The following is a 17,190-nucleotide window of genomic DNA, read 5'->3' on the forward strand; positions in this document are numbered from 1 at the left end:
GCTGCGGTGACCCTCCTTTCGGTCATTTGCGGTGGTCCAGCAGGCTTCCGTCGAGGTAGTCCGGTTGCGGTGCGGGAGCGGAAAGGTGCGAGCCCTTCATTCCCCAAGTCGTGGCCGATGGTGCGCGGCCTCACTCCTGCGGGTAATGCCTCGGGGTGTAGACCGCGGTGGTGCCGTCGCCCCGGGTGACCGCGCGGGTCTGCGACGAGCCGATGATCAGCAGGCAGCGCATGTCGACCGTCGCCGGGTCGAGCTCGCCGAGCGTGGTGACCCGGACCGACTCGGCCGGCCCGCCGACGTCCCGGCCGACCACCACCGGCGTCTGCTCCGCGCGGTGCTCCAGCAGCAGTTTCCGCGCCCGGACCAGCTGTTCGGTACGGGTTTTCGACGCCGGGTTGTAGATCGCGATCACCAGGTCGGCGCCGGCCGCGGCGTCGAGCCGTTTCTCGATCACCGACCAGGGCTTGAGCCGGTCGGAGAGGGAGAGAATGCAGAAGTCGTGCCCGAGCGGCGCCCCGGCCCGGCTCGCCACGGCCTGCGCCGCGGTCAGGCCCGGCACGATCCGCACGTCGATGTCGAGCCACTGCGGGTCCTCGGCGACCTCCAGCACGGCCGCGGCCATCGCGAAGACCCCGGGATCGCCGGAGGAGACGACAGCGACCCGCCGGCCCCGTTTCGCCAGGTCCAGCGCGAACGCGGCCCGCTCCGCCTCGACCCGGTTGTCGGAGGGATGGCGGCGCTGCCCGGGTTTGGCTGGAACCCGGTCCACATAGGGCCCGTAACCGATCACGTCATCAGCGTCGGCGAGGACGGCCTGCGCCTCAGGGGTGAGCCAGCCGCTGTGCCCAGGCCCGAGCCCGACAACAGTGACACTCCCGGCATCCCCGGTCGCGGCCCCGGCCTCCGCCAGAGCCTCCGCTGTCGCCTCCGCCGTGACCTCTGTCGGGGCCTCCGTCTTGCCCATTTCCGATGTGCCGGGCTGGGCGGCCTTCACGCCGAAGGCGGTCGCGGCCGGGCTCGGTAGCAGGGCCAGCGAGAAGTACGGGACCGTCTCCGGGTCGACGTCGGCCAAGGGCGCTGAGCGCTCCTTGTCGGTGGTGGCGCGTTCGACGTACCACGCGTCGTCCAGGCGGCCGGCCTTTGCCAAGGCTTCGCGGACGCCGGAGAAGGTGCGGCCCAGCTTCATCACGGCGGCCGAGTCGGTGGCCGCGAGGCGGGCGGCCAGCTCGTCCGGTCCGAGGGTGCCGGGCAGCACGGTGAGGACCTCGTCGCGTTCCATCAGCGGGCGGCCGAGGACTGCTGACGCGGCGCTCACCGAGGTCACGCCGGGGACGACAGTGGTGTCGTACCGATCGGCCAGGCGTTTGTGCATGTGCATGTAGGAGCCGTAGAAGAACGGGTCGCCCTCGGCCAGCACCACCACGTCGCGGCCGGCGTCGAGATGCGCGGCCAGGCGGGCGGCGGCCTCGGCGTAGAACTCGTCGATCGCGCCCTGGTAACCGCCCGGGTGGTCGGTGCCCTCGGTGGTGACCGGGTAGATCAGCGCTTCCTCGATCTGGCCCTCTCGCAGGTAACCCGCCGCGATCGCCCGCGCGTTGCTGCGGCCGTGCCGCGCCGCGTGGTACGCGATCACGTCCGCCGCCTCGATGAGCCGTGCAGCTTTCACGGTGACCAATTCGGGGTCACCGGGGCCGAGCCCGACACCGTAGAGCCGGCCGGGCCGGACGTCGTTCGTCATGCTGGTTTCCGTCTTTTCCGTCATGTGACGCTTATTCCGACTCGGACGCGATGGCGTTCACCGCGGCGGCCGTCATGGCGCTGCCACCCCGCCGGCCGCGAACGATCAGATATTCCAGGCCGGACTCGGCGAGCGCCTCCTTGGACTCCGCCGCGCCGATGAAACCGACCGGGATCCCGAGCACGGCGGCCGGCCGGGGCGCGCCCGCCTCGACCATCTCCAGCAGCCGGAACAGCGCGGTCGGCGCGTTGCCGATCGCCACCACTGCCCCGCCGAGCCGGTCACCCCAGAGGTCCAGGGCGGCCGCGCTGCGGGTGTTACCGATCCGGGCGGCGATCTCCGGAACGGCCGGGTCGCGCAGCGTGCAGACCACGTCGTTGGCGGCGGGCAGCCGGGCCCGCGTCACCCCGGACGCGACCATGTGGGCGTCGCAGAGGATCGGAGCGCCGTCGAGCAGGGCTTTCCGCGCGGCGGTCACCACGCCGGGACTGAACCGGACGTCCTCCACGAGGTCGACCATCCCGCAGGCGTGAATCATGCGAACCACCACACGAGCCACATCGGCCGGCAACCCACCGAGATCCGCCTCGGCCCGGATCGTGGCGAACGACCGCCGATAGATCTCAGCGCCGTCGCGCACGTACTCCATCAGACTCTCCTAGCCTCAGCCACCAGATCCCCCAGCTGGGAGACGGGTGCGCCTGTCACGTCATGGGTGGTCGCGCCGGAGTGGCCGACCTGGTAGCCCTGTGCGGTCGCCAGCACCAGCACATGCCGGCCCGCGGGACTGCCGCAGGCTCGGTCGCAGCCGGCCCAGTGGACCGGGAGGCCGTCGGCGAAGCGGGATGTCTCGGTGGCGTCGGCGCGGACGTCGGCCAGGGATTTCGCGCAGCCCGGGCGGCCCGCGCACGCGGTCACGCCCACCCACGGCGAGTCGGCCTCGGTGGCCAGGCCGGCGCCGGCCAGGCGATCGGTCCAGCTCGCTGCCGCGTCGCGAGCCAGGTCGGTGACGAGGATGCCCCGCCATGGCGTCACGACCAGCCGCCCGGCCTTTTCCAAAACCTTCATGGGTACGCCACCGAGGCGCCCCAGCGGCACCAGAGCACCCGCCGACACGAGCGGGCTGCCGGGCTGATCGAGGACGCCGAGCAGGTCACCCGGATCGAGGGTGTCGACCGGGGCCGCCGCCGCGACGTCGCCGGCGGTGAGGCCGAGGGCCTGGCTGACCCGCGCGGACACCCGGGCCGGGCCGTCGGCGAGCTCCCGCAGACGCCAGGCGGTCCCGCTGCCGCGCTCGGTGAGGAACGCGTGCGCCGCCGCGATCAGCGACTCGACCACGCGATCGGCCGGCACTCGCAGCCCGGTGTCATGACCGGCGAGCCGGATCGTGAACAGCGCATCGACCGGGACCGCTGACACGTCGGCGGCCAGGGGGACGTGACCGATGGCGAACAGGAACTTGCCGGGCAGGCGGGGCAGCCCGGGATCGCCGAGGATCGCTGCGTCCAGGCTCCGGGTCAGCGCGCGGATCCTCGGATCGGCCAGTGGGGGCGCCGCTATATTCCGTACCGAATCGTGGGTTGCCGACGGCAGGAGGCCGGCGGCGCGCAAGTGGGTCGCCAAGGTCTCCGCGTCCTCGGCTTTTACGCCTCTGACCTGGAAGTTTGCCCTGGAGGTCAGCTCCAGGAAGCCGTCGCCGAACCGCTCGGTCAGCTCGCGCAGAGCGCCCAGCTGGACGCCGGTCAGCTCACCCGCGGGCAGCCGGACACGCGCCAGGAGCCCGTCGGCGGCGGCGTGAAGCCGCAGCGCGCCAGGGCAGGCGTCGGTATCGGACTGCCGGAGGGGTGCCACGGCCCGGATACTACGGGCGGCCACCGACAGGTTCGCAGCCTCGGGTCAGGAGAGTCACAGCCGGGCCTCGCCTTGACGTCCAGTAACGTGACGCGGAAAGGTGAAAGTTCACCAGCGGCGACGCCGCGGAGGAAGCCGGTGCGAGTCCGGCGCGGTCCCGCCACTGTCACCGGGTTTGTCCACCCGGGAGCCAGGAACTCCGGTCGCTGCGATCTCAACTACCCGGGGCGCGGACCCCGAGGGGAGCGCATCGCGTGTTTCTGCTGCTGTCGACGTCCGACACCGACCTGCTCAGCGCCCGGGCCAGTGGCTCGCAGTGGCGGCTGGGCAACCCGGCCCGGACCCAGGTCTCCGATCTGCCCGCGCTCCTCGACGGCGTCGACCTGGTCGTGGTCCGCATCCTCGGCGGTCGCCGTGCCTGGGAGGAGGGGCTGGACGCGCTGCTCGCCGGCAGTGTCCCGGTCCTGGTCCTCGGCGGTGAGCAGCTGCCGGACGCGGATCTGATGAAGCTCTCCACGGTGCCGGCCGGTGTGGCCGCGGACGCGCACATCTACCTCGCGCAGGGCGGCGGGGAAAACCTCGCCTCGCTGCACGACTTCCTCTCCGACACGGTGCTGCTGACCGGCAACGGGTTCGCCCCGGCGGTCGAGGCACCGTCCTGGGGTGTGCTGGACCGCGCTTTCACCGAGGGCTCACCGACGGTCGCCGTTCTCTATTACCGCGCTCACCACATGGCCGGTAACACCGCGTTCGTCGAGTCGCTCTGCCAGGCGATCGAGGCGAAAGGCGCCCGCGCGCTGCCGATCTTCACGGCCTCGCTGCGCACCGCGGAGCCGGAGCTGCTGACCGAGCTGCGCAAGGCGGACGCCCTGGTGGTGACGGTGCTGGCGGCCGGCGGCACCAAGCCGGCGAACGCGGGCGCGGGCGGCGACGACGAGGCGTGGGACGTCGGTGTGCTCGCCGACCTGGACGTTCCGATCCTGCAGGGACTCTGCCTGACCAGCTCGCGGGCGACCTGGGAGGCGAGTGACGACGGGCTGTCGCCGCTGGACGCGGCCACCCAGGTGGCGATCCCGGAGTTCGACGGCCGGATCATCACGGTGCCGTTCTCGTTCAAGGAGATCGACCCCGAGGGTCTGTCGGTCTATGTGGCCGACCCGGAGCGGGCGTCGCGGGTGGCCGGGATCGCGGTGGCGCACGCGCGGCTGCGGCACATCCCGCCGGCTTCGCGGCGCATCGTTCTCATGCTGTCGGCCTATCCGACGAAGCACTCGCGGATCGGCAACGCGGTCGGTCTGGACACGCCGGCTTCGACGGTCGCGCTGCTGGCCGCTCTGTCCGCGTCTGGCTACCGCATCGGGGATTTCGGGAACTATGACGGCGACGGGCTGATCCATGCGCTGATCGCCGCTGGTGGGCAGGATCCCGATTGGCTGACCGAGGAGCAGCTGGCGGGGAATCCAGTTCGCATTTCCGGAATTTCGTATAAATCGTGGTTCGACACGATGCCTTCCGACTTCCGGGCGCGCGTCGAAGAGCACTGGGGTCCCGCTCCGGGTGAGCTCTACACCGACAACGGCGACATCGTGCTGGCCGCGCTGCGCGACGAGAACATCGTGGTCATGGTGCAGCCGCCGCGCGGGTTCGGCGCCAACCCGGTCGCGATCTACCACGACCCGGACCTGCCGCCGTCGCATCACTACCTGGCCGCGTACCGCTGGGTCGCCGACGAGTTCGGCGCGCACGCCGTGGTGCACGTCGGCAAGCACGGCAACCTGGAGTGGCTGCCCGGCAAGAACGTCGGGATGTCCGCTTCGGACGGCACCGACGCGGCCCTCGGCGACCTGCCGCTGATCTACCCGTTCCTGGTGAACGACCCGGGCGAGGGCACCCAGGCCAAGCGCCGGGCGCACGCCACCCTGGTCGACCACCTGATCCCGCCGATGGCCCGCGCCGAGTCGTACGGTGACATCGCCCGCCTGGAGCAGCTGCTCGACGAGCACGCCAACATCGCGGCGCTCGACCCGGCGAAACTGCCGGCGATCCGGGCGCAGATCTGGACGCTGATCCAGGCCGCCAAGATGGACCACGACCTCGGGCTGTCCAACCGCCCGGACGACGAAGAGTTCGACGACTTCATCATGCACATCGACGGATGGCTGTGTGAGGTCAAGGACGTGCAGATCCGCGACGGGCTGCACATCCTGGGCGCCGCGCCGGTCGGCGAGGCCCGGATCAACCTGGTGCTGGCGATGCTGCGGGCCCGGCAGATGTGGGCCGGCAAGGTCGCGGCGCTGCCCGGTCTGCGCGAGGCGCTGGGCCTGGCCGAGGACGCGTCGACCGCCGAGACGGACGCGGTCGAGGATCAGGCACGGGCTCTGATCATCGCGATGGAAGAGCGCGGCTGGCCTGTTTCCGGCATTGCGGATTTGTCGGAAAATGCGGATGTAATCCGCGTGCTGGAATTCGCGGCCACCGAAATCGTTCCGCGGCTCGCCAAGACCACCGACGAGATCACCCACGTGCTGCACGCCCTGAGCGGCGGTTACGTCCCCGCCGGGCCGAGCGGCTCGCCGCTGCGCGGCCTGATCAACGTGCTGCCGACCGGGCGCAACTTCTACTCCGTCGACCCGAAGGCCATCCCCAGCTCACTGGCCTGGGAGACCGGCCAGGCGATGGCCGACTCGCTGCTGGAACGCTACCGCGCCGACCACGGCGGCGAGTGGCCGAAATCGATCGGCATCTCGGCCTGGGGCACCAGCGCGATGCGTACGGCCGGCGACGACATCGCCGAGATCCTGGCGCTGATCGGTGTCCGGCCGGTCTGGGACCCGGCGTCCCGGCGGGTGACCGGGCTGGAGACGATCGCCAGCGAGGAGCTGGGCCGGCCCCGGATCGACGTGACGGTCCGCATCTCCGGGTTCTTCCGGGACGCGTTCCCGCATGTCGTGGCGATGCTCGACGACGCGTTCGCGATGGTCGCCGCCCTCGACGAGCCGTTGAACAACGTGCGCGAGCACGCGCTGCGCGACCAGGCCGAGCATGGCGACTGGCGACGGGCCACCATGCGGATCTTCGGTTCCCGGCCGGGCGCGTACGGGGCGGGCATCCTGCCGCTGATGGACAGCCGGAACTGGCGGGACGACGCCGACCTGGCCGAGGTGTACGCGGTGTGGGGCGGTTTCGCGTACGGGCGGGGGCTCGACGGGGTGCCGGCCCGGCCGGACATGGAGAACGCGTACCGGCGGATCGACGTGGCCGCGAAGAACATCGACACCCGCGAGCACGACATCCTCGACTCGGACGACTACTTCCAGTACCACGGCGGCATGATCGCCACGGTGCGTGCGCTGACCGGTAAGGCTCCGGCCGCGTACATCGGTGACAACACCAACCCGGACCAGGCACGGACCCGCAGCCTGACCGAGGAGACCGCGCGGATCTTCCGCGCCCGGGTGGTCAACCCGCGCTGGATCGCCGCGATGCGGCGGCACGGTTACAAGGGAGCGTTCGAGTTGGCCGCGACGGTCGACTACCTCTTCGGGTACGACGCCACGGCCGGCGTGGTGACCGACTGGATGTACGAGCAGCTCGCGGCGAATTACGTGCTCGACCAGGAGAACCAGAAGTTCATGCGCGAGTCGAACCCGTGGGCGCTGCACGGCATCAGCGAGCGGCTGCTCGAAGCGGCCGAGCGCAAGCTGTGGGAGTCCCCGGAGCCCTCGACCTTGGCGGCGCTGCAGGAGCTGTACCTGGAGACCGAGGGCGAACTCGAGGACGGCCCGGCTTAGTCCTGGGTGTTTCGCCGCAGGAGGTACGTGTCCATGATCCAGCCGTGGCGCTCACGCGCCGCGGCTCGGGTCTTCAGGATCTCGTCACCGACGTCGGCGACCTTGCCGGAGGCGAGCAGTTCGTCCTCGGTGCTCACGTAGGCACCCCAGTAGATCTCGGCGTCCGGATGCGCGGTGAACGCCTGCTGCGCGTCGAGCATCACGACCACGTCGTCGACACCCTCCGGCCAGCCCTCGGCGAGCCGGCGGCCGGTGGTGACCTGATAGGGCTGGCCGACCCGGTTCAGCCCGATCCGGTGTTTCGCCGCGAGGGCCGAGACGCTGCTGATGCCGGGGATCACTTCGTATTCGAAGGTCTGCTCGCCGCGGGCCAGGATCTCGTCGAGGATCGCGATCGTCGAGTCGTAGAGCGACGGGTCGCCCCAGACCAGGAACGCGCCGATCTCGTCCTCCTTGAGGTTCGCCGCGATCAGCTCCTCGAAGACCAGGGAACGCCGGTACCGCCAGTCGGCAACCGTGCCGGTGTAGTCGGCCGGGGTGCGGTCACGGTCCGGGTCACGGCCCTCGATGATCCGCTTGTGCGGGTGCGCGTAGGCCCGGATGATGCGTTCCCGCAGGTCGATCAGGCTCTGCTTGGTCTCGCCCTTGTCGATCAGGAAGAACACGTTGGTCCGGCCGATCGACTTGGCGGCCTGGAGGGTCAGATGGTCCGGGTCGCCGGCGCCGATCCCGATCACGTAGATCTTCCGCATGGGGAGAAAGTCTGCCTCAGTCGCTCAGCAGCGGCACCGAGGGGGAGAGGTCACGCCCGATCATCGAGCCCCGGCGCAGGGCGTCCGCCCCGAAGCGCTCCCGGACCAGGTCCATCGCCGTATCCAAGCGATCCTTATCAGGAATATCCTGAAAAGGTAATTCCATCTGAACATTTCCCTCACCGTCAAGATTGCTCACCGCGATCCCGACCAGCGTGAGACCGCGCTCGGCGATCAGTGACTGGTTCTCGTCCAGCAACTCGACGGCTGTCCGCAGGATCGCTTCCGTCTGCATGGTCGCCTTGAGGAGACTCCGGGATCGGGTCGCCCGGGTGAAGTCGCCGAACCGGAGCCGCAGCGTGACCGTGCGGCCGGACCGGCGGGCCCGCCGCATCCGCCGGGTGACGCGATCCACCAAAGCCGCCAAGATCGGCACCACGTTGGGGTCGTGCGAGCGCCCCAGCGCGCACTGCGCCCCGATCGACCCGCGGTGGTGGCCGGTGCTGACCCGGCGAGGGTCCCGGTTGTGGGCGAGCGCGTGCAGGTGCCGGCCGGCGTGCCCGCCGAGCATCGACACGAGCGCCGCCTCGCCGATGCGGGCCACGTGCCCGACCGTGTGGATCTGCCGCTCGCGCAGCTTGGCCGCGGTGACCGGGCCGACGCCCCAGAGTTTCTCCACCGGCAGCGGGTGCAGGAACGCGAGCTCCTCGCCGGGCGGAACAACCAGCAGACCGTCCGGCTTGCCGGCGCCGGACGCCACCTTGGCCAGGAATTTCGTGCCGGCCACGCCGACCGTGATGGGCAGCCCGGCCCGCTCGCGCACCTCGGCACGCAGCCGGTGGGCGATCTGCACCGGCGTGCCCCGGATCTTGCGAAGCCCGTCCACGTCGAGGAACGCCTCGTCGATCGAGATCGGCTCGACGATCGGCGTGGTGTCGTCGAAGATCTCGAAGACCAGGCGGCTGGCTCGTGTGTAGGCGCTCATCCGCGGCGGGACCACGATCGCGTGCGGGCAGAGCGCCCGGGCCCGGCTCAGCGACATCGGCGTGGTGACCCCGAACGCTTTCGCCTCATAGCTCGCCGCGAGCACCACACCCCCGCCGACCAGCACCGGACGGCCTCGCAGCGCGGGGTCGTCGCGTTGCTCGACGGACGCGTAGAAGGAGTCGAGGTCAGCGTGCAGGATCACATTCGCAGCATAGTACGTATGTTCTAATCGTGGCGACCGACACGATAACTGGTAGCGGCCGGTTGGCCTGAGTAATTTGAGGGAATCCCGAGGCGAGATTCTCGGTTCCTAGAGTTGAGTCACCCAAGCTCAAGCCTTGAAGGGCCACCAGTCATGTTGCTCAGCAGTCCGACCGTGCGCGACCTCTCGCGCCTCACCGCCCGGGTCTTCGCGGCCCGTGAGTCCGGTGCCAGGCTCGACGCGTACCGCCGGGACCACGACTTCTTCATCGACATCGACCTGCCCGGGACCGACCCCGTCGCGATCGACATCACTGTCGACAGCGAGGTGCTGACCGTCCGCGCCGAGCGTAAGAGCGATGGCACGGCGGCTGCGGGGGGCAACTCCCGCGAGATCCCGCTCGCGGCGTTGCTGGATGTCGACCGGCTGGAGGCGCGCTGTGCCAACGGTGTGCTGACGCTGCTGATCCCGGTCGTGGCGCAGCGGGAGCTGGCCGGCGTCTGAGAAGCCGTCTGAGAAGCCGTTCGAGGAGCCGCTTTCCCAGCGGCTCCTCACCTGCCGAACTGGATCCAGTTCACGTTGAGGAACTCGCTGTCGTCCACCGCGGCGAACGTCACGAACACCGTGTGTACCCCGGTGACCGGCTGAAGCGCCGCGGTGTCGGTACGCCAGACCTGCCACCCGCCGGTGTTGCTCACCGAGACCTCGCCGACCGGGGCGCTGTCCTTGCTGTCGAGGCGGATCTCCAGACGGCCGGTGATCCCGGCGCCGGACGCCACCCGGACCTTCGCCTTAGTCGCCGCCACCTCGCCGAACTCGAAGTTGTCGAACCGCAGGTGGTCGTTCCGGTTGATCCAGCCGATGTTCTGGCCGCCGCCCTCGTCCTCGGTGTCCTGCGCCTCGACGCCGGCCAGCTCGGTCGCCGACTCGGCCTGGAGAGCCGCGTACTCGATGGGTTTCGGCTTTTCCGTCGTCGCCACCGGCGCCGGGGCGGCACTGGTCGCCGGGGCAGCGCTCGCGGGCGCGGCGACCGGCACCTGTGGCAGAGCCTCGGCCGGGGTGTCCTGCCAGCGGCCGAGCCCGTATCCCAGCAGCACCAGCGCGACACCGCCGAGCGACGTCAGAACCCGGCGACGGGCCGTCCACGAGCGCGTGCGGTAGACGTTCGGAGATCGATGGTCCACCGGCAGAATGTAACCGCTGCGCCCGATGCCGCGCTCAGACGGGGGCGCCCTCCAGGAACAGGCGGCCCGCCTCCGACGCCGGCACCGGGCGGGAGAAGTAGTAGCCCTGTGCGAACCCGCAGCCCATCTCGCGCAGCGCCGCCAGCTGGCCGAACTCCTCGATGCCCTCGGCCACCGTCGCCATGCCCAGGCTCTTGCCGAGCCGGACGATCGTGTCGGTCAGCGCCGTGTCGTCGGCGAGGATGCCGAGGCGTTCGACGAACGAGCGGTCGATCTTCAGGGTGTCGACCGGGAAGCGGCGCAGGTACGCGAGGGACGAATATCCCGTACCGAAGTCGTCGATCGCGAGAGTGAGTCCCAGGGCCTTGAGACGGACCAGCTGCTCCAGGTTGGCCTCGGTGTCGGTCATCAGGACGCTCTCGGTCATCTCCAGGCAGAGGCAGTCGGCGGGCATGCCGGTCTCGGCGAGCACGGCGGCAACGGTCTCGGCGAGGTCGGCCTGGTCGAACTGGCGTACCGAGACGTTGACGCTCATCTTCAGCGGGCGGCCGCCGGCGGCGTTGCTCCACTCCATGGCCTGACGGCAGGCCTCGTGCAGGACCCAGCGGCCGAGCGGCACGATCAGGCCGGTGGCCTCGGCGATCGGGATGAAGTCCAGCGGGTTGATCATGCCGCGGGTCGGGTGCGGCCAGCGTGCGAGCGCTTCGAAGCCGACCACCTCGTGGGTGACCAGGTCGACGGTGGGCTGGTAGTGCAGTTGCAGCTCGCCGCGTTCCAGGGCGCCGCGCAGGTCGGACTCGAGCTCGAGGCGTTCCATCAGGCCCTCGCGCATCCGGGGGTGGTACCCGGCGAAGATGTTGCCGCCGACCGACTTGGCGTGGTGCATGGCGAGGTCGGCGTTGCGCATCAGCTGGTCGGCGCGCTCGGTGGCGGACCCGGCGTCGAGGTCGGCGACACCGGCCAGGCCGATGCTGCCCCGGACGTGGATCTGCCGTTCGCCGACCAGGACAGCCGCGTCGAGGTCGTCGAGGATGCGCCGGGCGACGCCTTCGGTCGAGGCCGAGTCCCCGGCGAGCAGCACGCCGAACTCGTCGGCGCCGAAGCGGGCGACCAGGTCGGTGTCGCGTACGCATGCCTTGATCCGATCGGCGACCTGGACCAGGAGCTGGTCGCCGGCGAGGTGACCGAGGCTGTCGTTGACCCGCTTGAACCCGTCCAGATCGAAGTGCAGCACGGTGACGTCCTCCGGGCCGGCCAGAGCCGCCGCGGTCCGGTCGCGGAACAGGGCGCGGTTCGCCAGTTGGGTGAGCGAGTCGTGGTACGCCTCGTGCACCAGCTGCTCCTGCAGCTCCATCCGCTCGCTGATGTCGCGGGTGTTCAGCACGAGACCACGCACGTGCGGGTCGTCGAGCAGGTTCGTGATGGTCATCTCGGCCTGACGGGGGCGGCCGTCGCGGTGCGGCACTGTCAGTTCGAGGACGGTCGTGGCATGCGGGCGGCCGGCGACCTGCCGCAGCGCCTGGGCCAGCCGCATCGCCGACTCGGGGTCGAGCAGCTGGGTGAGGCGGCGGCCGGTGAGCAGCCGCGGCGTGTGCCCGAAGATCCGCTGCACCGACTCGCTCTGGTAGATCACGTCGGCGTCCGTGCTGACCACGGTCACCACGTCGGAGCTCTGCTGGACGAGCGCGTGGAACTGCTGCTCGCGGGCGTACAGCTCGGCGGTCCGGTCGGCGACCCGCTTCTCCAGGTCGCGGGTCAGGCTGCGGTTCTCCAGCTGGGTGAGCAGCTGCCGGCCCACGATCAACAAGATCAGGAACGAGCGTGTGTACGCGACGAAGGGGTGACTGTGCCCGGTCGAGACATGGAACAGCACGCTGGAGGCGAGCGCGGCCAGCACCGCCAGGTACGGCATCAGCACAGCACCGGTGCGGACGCCGCGCGGCAGGTCGATCGGGGCGACGGCGCCGACCCGGGGACGTAGCGCACCCGCCACGATCAGCCCGTAACCGGCCAGCCAGCCGAGGTCGAGCAGCCGTCCGATGCCGTCGTCGTGTACGAGGCCGAGGTACGCGTACCCGATGTCGGAGATCGCGAAAGCGAGCATGCCAGCGCCGAAGAAGGCGAGGTCAGCGCCGCAGCCGTGCCGCCGGCGCTGCTGCGGAAGCATGTACGCCGCCATCGTGGCGATCACGATGTCGCCGACCGGGAAGGCCAGCGTCAGGTAGAAGGGCAGCCCGACACCGGCGTCGGCGATCAGCCCGGCGGCGAAGACCCACGCGACCAGGACGAGCGAGGTCGCGATCATGAGGCCGTCGAGAACGCTGCGGATCCGGTTCGCCAGCGGCTGCGCGCTGCTCGGCATGATCAGCAGCCCGGCCGGGACCAGCACGATCATGCCGATCAGGGTGAGGCTCGGGGTGACCACACCGGTCTCGACGGTCCCACCGGTGTTGATCAGGAACTGGAGTTGCCCGGCGCCCCAGAGGAAGATCCCGGCCGCCAGCGTCGTCCAGCCCACCCGGGTACGCCCGGTGAACTGCCGTGATCGCCACAGGCAGGCGGCGGCAGCGGCGGCCGCCGCGACCGGCAGCGCGACGAACGAGACGGCCGCGCCGCCGAAACCGAGCATCACCGGGGAAACGGCGAGAAGGGCGACGATCAGCGCGCAGGCGAGCGCCCACCGGCGCCCTGGGTTCATGCTGCGTGTCATCGAAGCCTCCGTTTCCGTGGTACCTGGAAATCGGGCACGCGGGGGCCGGGCTGAGAGAAATCTCAGATCAAGCCGTCCTCGTACGCGACGATCACCAGCTGCACCCGGTCACGGACGCCCAGTTTGCTGATGGCCCGGGTCACGTGGGTCTTCGCGGTCAGCGGGCTGATCACCAGCTTCGCGGCGATCTCGTCGTTGGCGAGCCCGGTGGCGACGAGCCGGACGACCTCGCGCTCGCGGTCGGTGAGCACGGCCAGCCGATCACCGCCGGGCGACGCGGCGGCCGGGACCGGGCGGTGGGCGAACTGGCCGACCACCCGGCGGGTGACGCTGGGGGAGAGCAGCGCGTCGCCGGCCGCGACGACACGGACCGCGTTGCGCAGGCCGTCCGGGTCGATCTCCTTGGTCAGGAAGCCGCTGGCGCCGGCGGCGAGGGCGGAGAAGACGTACTCGTCGGTCTCGAACGTCGTCAAGATGATGATCTTGGTGTCCTGTGAGCTCAGGATCTGTCTCGTGGCGGTGATCCCGTCCATGCCGGGCATCCGGATGTCCATCAGGATGACGTCCGGATCGAGGGTGCGGGCGGCGCGGATCGCCTCATCACCGGTCGAGGCCTCGCCGACGACGTCGATGTCCCGCCCGCGGCGCAGCAGGCTGCGGAAACCGGCGCGGACCAGGTGCTGGTCGTCGGCGAGAAGAACGGTGATCGGCACTCTCAACTCCCGACAGGAATGCTGGCTCGAACCACAAATCCGGATTTATCAGGACCAGCCGTCAGGGCCCCGCCCAGCGCCGCCACCCGTTCCCGCATGCCGGCGATGCCATGCCCGTCAACGACCTTTTCCGCCGCCTTTCCGTCATCCTGCACATCCACCACCACCCGGGTCGGCGAGTAACGCAGGGTCACCACGGCACGGGTCGCCCCGGCGTGCCGGACGGTGTTCGTGAGCGACTCCTGCACCACCCGGTAGACGGCGGTCGCGACCGGCGCGGGCACCTCGACCGGGTCGCCGAACTCGTTCAGAGACACCGTCATGCCGGCCGTGCGTACCTGATCAACCAGCTGTTCCAAGCTCTCCAGCGCCGGAACCTCGCCCTCGCGCAACACGCCGACCAGCGCTTTCAGGTCGACCATCGCCCGGTTGCGCACCTCCTGCGCGAGCTTCAGCGACGCCCGCGCCTCCTCGGGATCAGCCTCGAAGGAGTCCATCGCGACGTTCAGATGCACACCCACCACGGCCAGCGTGTGCGAGACCACGTCGTGCAGGTCACGCGCGATCTCCACGCGCTCCTCCGCCCGCCTGCGGCGTGCGTCGATCTCTCGCTGCCGCTCATCCTGCGTGATCCGGTGCGCCACCTCGATGCGCCAGCGCGATTGACTTCGGTACGCGGCCGCGCCCGCGAGTGACGTCGCCAGAACCAGGGTCTCGGCGCCGAGATGGGCGAACATCCAGTTCATCGAATGCGAGCCGGCCGTGACGTCCCAGTTGGCCCAGTAGACGACGGAGAACGCGCCGATCGCGACGGCGGACCTCATCCGGCCGCTGAGCACGACCGCCACGAACGCGGCCGTCGCCGGCCAGATGGCGGAGTAGTCGATCAGTCCGGCGCTGCGGAACGCGAAGACGCTGACCAGACAGAAGGCCAGCACGGACCGGGGCCATCGGTGGCTGAACAGCATCGCCAGTGCCAGCGAGGCCGCGAGTGGCCCGGTGAACACCGCGTCCACGTTGCCGCCGGTGAGTGCGAGGCCGGCCGGGACACCCGCGAGGGTGAGAGCGGCGGCCGCATAGGTGAAGTTCTTGGTAGGCATGTCCGGGACGTTAGGGTCGCCGGGCAGGTCAGCGCGTCGTCCCGCCGTCGTCACCCGCATCCACTCCTCCCGCGTACGAGATACACCATTCGATGTATGCCGCGTTGCTGGTTAAGGTAACGGAGTGACCGCCGCGGAACTGCTAGCCGCTTCCGGCCGCTTCTCCATCGCGCCCGGCCTGTCCGATTCTGAACTGGGAGGGATCGAGCGGGAGTTCGGCTTCACGTTCGCTCCGGACCACCGCGAGTTCCTCGCCGCGGGCGTACCCACCGGCGTCGGCTGGCCGGACTGGCGCTCACCCGACCGCTCCGCCCTGCGCGAGGCGCTGACCGCCCCGGTCGACGGCGTCCTCTTCGACGTGGCCGAGAACGACTTCTGGTACGAAGGCTGGGGCCCCGCCTTCGGCGACCGCCTGGCCGCCGCCCGGGCCGGCCTGCTGATCGCTCCCAGGATGATCCCGCTCTACGCGCACCGATATCTCCCCGCGGCGATACCGGGTCACCCGGTCCTGTCGATCTACCAGACCGACGTGATCGTCTACGGCGCCGACCTCCCGGACTGGCTGAACCGCGAATTCGCCATCGGCGAGCCGGCCACCCACCAGGCCCGCCCCACAGCCACCTTCTGGTCCGCCCTAACCCGCTAACCCGCCGACCCGCCCTGGTCCGCTGGCCGTAGCTGCCTGCCGCCGCCCCCCATTCGCGATCTTGTGAGTTTGTGCCGTCCTGCTGACCGCAAGCTCACAAGGTCGACCGCGCTGGGTGTGAAGCGCCCGCACCGGCCCGGATGCGTGTCGAGTTGGGGTGCGAATTGCGCCTGAAGTCGACACGACGGCCTGGCACGCGGGGTGTGTGTCGACTTCGGGTTCGACCGAGGGCATGTGGTGGACCAGACGACCTGATTTCGGGTACGAGACAGCACCGACAGCCAGCCGGACCCAGCACAGGGCCTGATGCGGGGCGCCCAAGGGACTTCATCCACGCCAGGGCCGGGATGAGAGCTCACCTACGCACTCGGTGAGCCCTGACCACTGCTGTCGAGTCCTTGTGCGTGCCCGCGCGCCGGCCGGCCATTAGCCAGGCCGGCTCGCGCTTGTGGTCGCGTAAAAGCCGGAATCTCGACCACAAGCACAAGCCGGCCGAACCGGCTCGCCCGAACGCCGCAGCACGACGGCAGGGGAACAACCGCGTGGGTGGGGTCAGCTCTCCGCTTCGCGGCGGGCTTTGGCTCGGCGTTTGCCCTCGTGCATGGCTTGGACTCGGGCTACCGGGATGGTGTGGCCCTCGGCGATCAGGTTCTTGTCCAGCGGCTGCGGTGACGGTAGCGCCTCGGCCCACGGGTCGCGGTCGCCCAGTAGACCGGGCGCCGTGTGCAGGGTGAAGTCGGCTGGGGTCACCGTGTCGGCATCGGACCAGTCGACCGGGAACGAGACCGGGACGCCGGGGCGGATGCGAGGGCTGTACGCCGCCGCCACCGTTGCCCCGCCGGCTCGGGTCGCGTCGAGGAAGACTTTGCCGTGGCGGTCGTCGCGGATGAACGCGGTGGTCGCGAGCGCCGGATCCAGGCGTTCGGCGCGGGCCGCGACGGCGCGCTGGGCGGCGGCCACGTCGTCCGGGGCGGCGTCCGCTTCGAGGGGGACGTAGACGTGCACACCCTTAGAGCCGGACGTCTTCAGAGCGCCGGTCATCCCCACATCGGCGAGCACCTGCCGGACCAGCTTGGCGGCCTCGACGGCGAGCCGGAAGCCGCCGCCCTCTGGCGGGTCCAGGTCCATGATCAGGTGGGTGGGGTGGTGCGAGCCGGCGAGCGTCAGCCCGGGGTGGTATTCGATGGCGCGCTGGTTGCCGAACCAGATCAGCGTGCGCTGGTCGTTGCCGAGCGCGTACGTGACCTCGCGGTGGGACGCGTCCGCCCAGATGCTGGTGCGCGGCACCCAGTCCGGGGTGTACTTCGGCAGGTTCTTCTGCACGAAGCGTTCCGGGTCGCCCTTGCCTTTCGACAAGACCCGGATCACCGTGAGCGGGCGGTCGCGCAGGACCGGGATCAGCCGGGCGGACATCGCGTCCAGATAGTCCACCAGGTCGCGCTTCGTGGCGCCGGCCTCGGGAAAGAGCTCCTGGTCCAGGTTGGTCAGCGGTACGCCGTGCCGTTCCTCAGGCATA

At 70.2% G+C, this 17,190-nt stretch carries 13 protein-coding genes and 1 riboswitch; of the genes, 3 read left to right on the forward strand and 10 right to left on the reverse strand.

Annotated elements, in window-relative coordinates:
• Positions 1-130: 130 nt before the first annotated feature.
• From B0I29_RS13405 to B0I29_RS13415, 3 genes are read right to left on the reverse strand one after another with little or no spacing between them, the layout of a single operon-like run.
• A complete protein-coding gene (locus B0I29_RS13405) occupies positions 131-1,738 on the reverse strand; it encodes a precorrin-2 C(20)-methyltransferase (protein ID WP_111649613.1) in 1,608 nt (535 codons plus the stop codon).
• A 31-nt stretch (positions 1,739-1,769) separates the two neighbouring features.
• Positions 1,770-2,387, reverse strand: a complete 618-nt coding sequence (locus tag B0I29_RS13410) for a precorrin-8X methylmutase (protein WP_111649280.1) — start codon at positions 2,385-2,387, stop codon at positions 1,770-1,772.
• Complete coding sequence (locus B0I29_RS13415; protein ID WP_111649281.1) at positions 2,387-3,589, reverse strand: precorrin-3B synthase; 1,203 nt, start codon at positions 3,587-3,589, stop codon at positions 2,387-2,389. The genes B0I29_RS13410 and B0I29_RS13415 overlap by 1 nt, the downstream gene beginning before the upstream one ends.
• Before the next feature lie 128 nt (positions 3,590-3,717).
• Positions 3,718-3,789: riboswitch (cobalamin riboswitch) on the forward strand.
• 54 nt (positions 3,790-3,843) lie between these two features.
• On the opposite strand from B0I29_RS13415, the gene cobN reads away from it, so the two are divergent.
• Positions 3,844-7,380: a cobaltochelatase subunit CobN gene (gene cobN, locus B0I29_RS13420; protein ID WP_111649282.1), complete on the forward strand. Its 3,537-nt coding sequence runs from the start codon at positions 3,844-3,846 to the stop codon at positions 7,378-7,380.
• Here the strand turns inward: cobN and cobF are convergent.
• Complete coding sequence (gene cobF / locus B0I29_RS13425) at positions 7,377-8,132, reverse strand: precorrin-6A synthase (deacetylating) (RefSeq protein WP_111649283.1); 756 nt, start codon at positions 8,130-8,132, stop codon at positions 7,377-7,379. The two genes, cobN and cobF, sit on opposite strands and share 4 nt — an antisense overlap.
• Before the next feature lie 16 nt (positions 8,133-8,148).
• Positions 8,149-9,321 carry a DNA polymerase IV gene (gene dinB / locus B0I29_RS13430; RefSeq protein ID WP_111649284.1) on the reverse strand — a complete coding sequence of 391 codons (1,173 nt, stop codon included), beginning with the start codon at positions 9,319-9,321 and terminating at the stop codon, positions 8,149-8,151.
• A 153-nt stretch (positions 9,322-9,474) separates the two neighbouring features.
• On the opposite strand from dinB, the gene B0I29_RS13435 reads away from it, so the two are divergent.
• Positions 9,475-9,825, forward strand: coding sequence for an Hsp20/alpha crystallin family protein (locus tag B0I29_RS13435; RefSeq protein ID WP_111649285.1), 351 nt, complete (start codon positions 9,475-9,477; stop codon positions 9,823-9,825).
• A gap of 47 nt (positions 9,826-9,872) precedes the next feature.
• Here B0I29_RS13435 and B0I29_RS13440 read toward each other — a convergent pair whose 3' ends face one another.
• The 4 genes from B0I29_RS13440 to B0I29_RS13455 form a co-directional block, all read right to left on the reverse strand.
• Positions 9,873-10,505, reverse strand: a complete 633-nt coding sequence (locus B0I29_RS13440; RefSeq protein WP_111649286.1) for a carbohydrate-binding protein — start codon at positions 10,503-10,505, stop codon at positions 9,873-9,875.
• Between the two features lie 34 nt (positions 10,506-10,539).
• The gene (locus B0I29_RS13445; RefSeq protein ID WP_111649287.1) at positions 10,540-13,215 is read right to left on the reverse strand and encodes a putative bifunctional diguanylate cyclase/phosphodiesterase; all 2,676 of its coding nucleotides are present in this window, start codon (positions 13,213-13,215) and stop codon (positions 10,540-10,542) included.
• 62 nt (positions 13,216-13,277) lie between these two features.
• On the reverse strand, positions 13,278-13,928 hold the full coding sequence (locus tag B0I29_RS13450) for a response regulator transcription factor (protein WP_111649288.1): 651 nt from the start codon (positions 13,926-13,928) through the stop codon (positions 13,278-13,280).
• A 2-nt stretch (positions 13,929-13,930) separates the two neighbouring features.
• Positions 13,931-15,028 carry a sensor histidine kinase gene (locus B0I29_RS13455; protein ID WP_111649289.1) on the reverse strand — a complete coding sequence of 366 codons (1,098 nt, stop codon included), beginning with the start codon at positions 15,026-15,028 and terminating at the stop codon, positions 13,931-13,933.
• A 124-nt stretch (positions 15,029-15,152) separates the two neighbouring features.
• Between B0I29_RS13455 and B0I29_RS13460 the strand changes: the two genes are divergently transcribed.
• Positions 15,153-15,674, forward strand: coding sequence for a hypothetical protein (locus B0I29_RS13460; protein ID WP_111649290.1), 522 nt, complete (start codon positions 15,153-15,155; stop codon positions 15,672-15,674).
• 552 nt (positions 15,675-16,226) lie between these two features.
• Here the strand turns inward: B0I29_RS13460 and B0I29_RS13465 are convergent.
• A complete protein-coding gene (locus tag B0I29_RS13465) occupies positions 16,227-17,189 on the reverse strand; it encodes a DNA polymerase domain-containing protein (RefSeq protein WP_111649291.1) in 963 nt (320 codons plus the stop codon).
• Between the last annotated feature and the right edge of the window lies 1 nt (position 17,190).

The organism is Actinoplanes lutulentus, from assembly GCF_003259845.1.
GTDB lineage: Bacteria > Actinomycetota > Actinomycetes > Mycobacteriales > Micromonosporaceae > Actinoplanes > Actinoplanes lutulentus.

Excerpts from the sequence above, each read along its gene's own strand:
- B0I29_RS13405 (WP_111649613.1), bottom strand. The coding sequence starts at position 1,738 with ATGACGAACGACGTCCGGCCCGGCCGGCTCTACGGTGTCGGGCTCGGC.
- B0I29_RS13410 (WP_111649280.1), bottom strand. The coding sequence starts at position 2,387 with ATGGAGTACGTGCGCGACGGCGCTGAGATCTATCGGCGGTCGTTCGCC.
- cobF (WP_111649283.1), bottom strand. The coding sequence starts at position 8,132 with ATGCGGAAGATCTACGTGATCGGGATCGGCGCCGGCGACCCGGACCAT.
- B0I29_RS13435 (WP_111649285.1), top strand. The coding sequence starts at position 9,475 with ATGTTGCTCAGCAGTCCGACCGTGCGCGACCTCTCGCGCCTCACCGCC.
- B0I29_RS13445 (WP_111649287.1), bottom strand. The coding sequence starts at position 13,215 with ATGACACGCAGCATGAACCCAGGGCGCCGGTGGGCGCTCGCCTGCGCG.
- B0I29_RS13455 (WP_111649289.1), bottom strand. The coding sequence starts at position 15,028 with ATGCCTACCAAGAACTTCACCTATGCGGCCGCCGCTCTCACCCTCGCG.
- B0I29_RS13465 (WP_111649291.1), bottom strand. The coding sequence starts at position 17,189 with ATGCCTGAGGAACGGCACGGCGTACCGCTGACCAACCTGGACCAGGAG.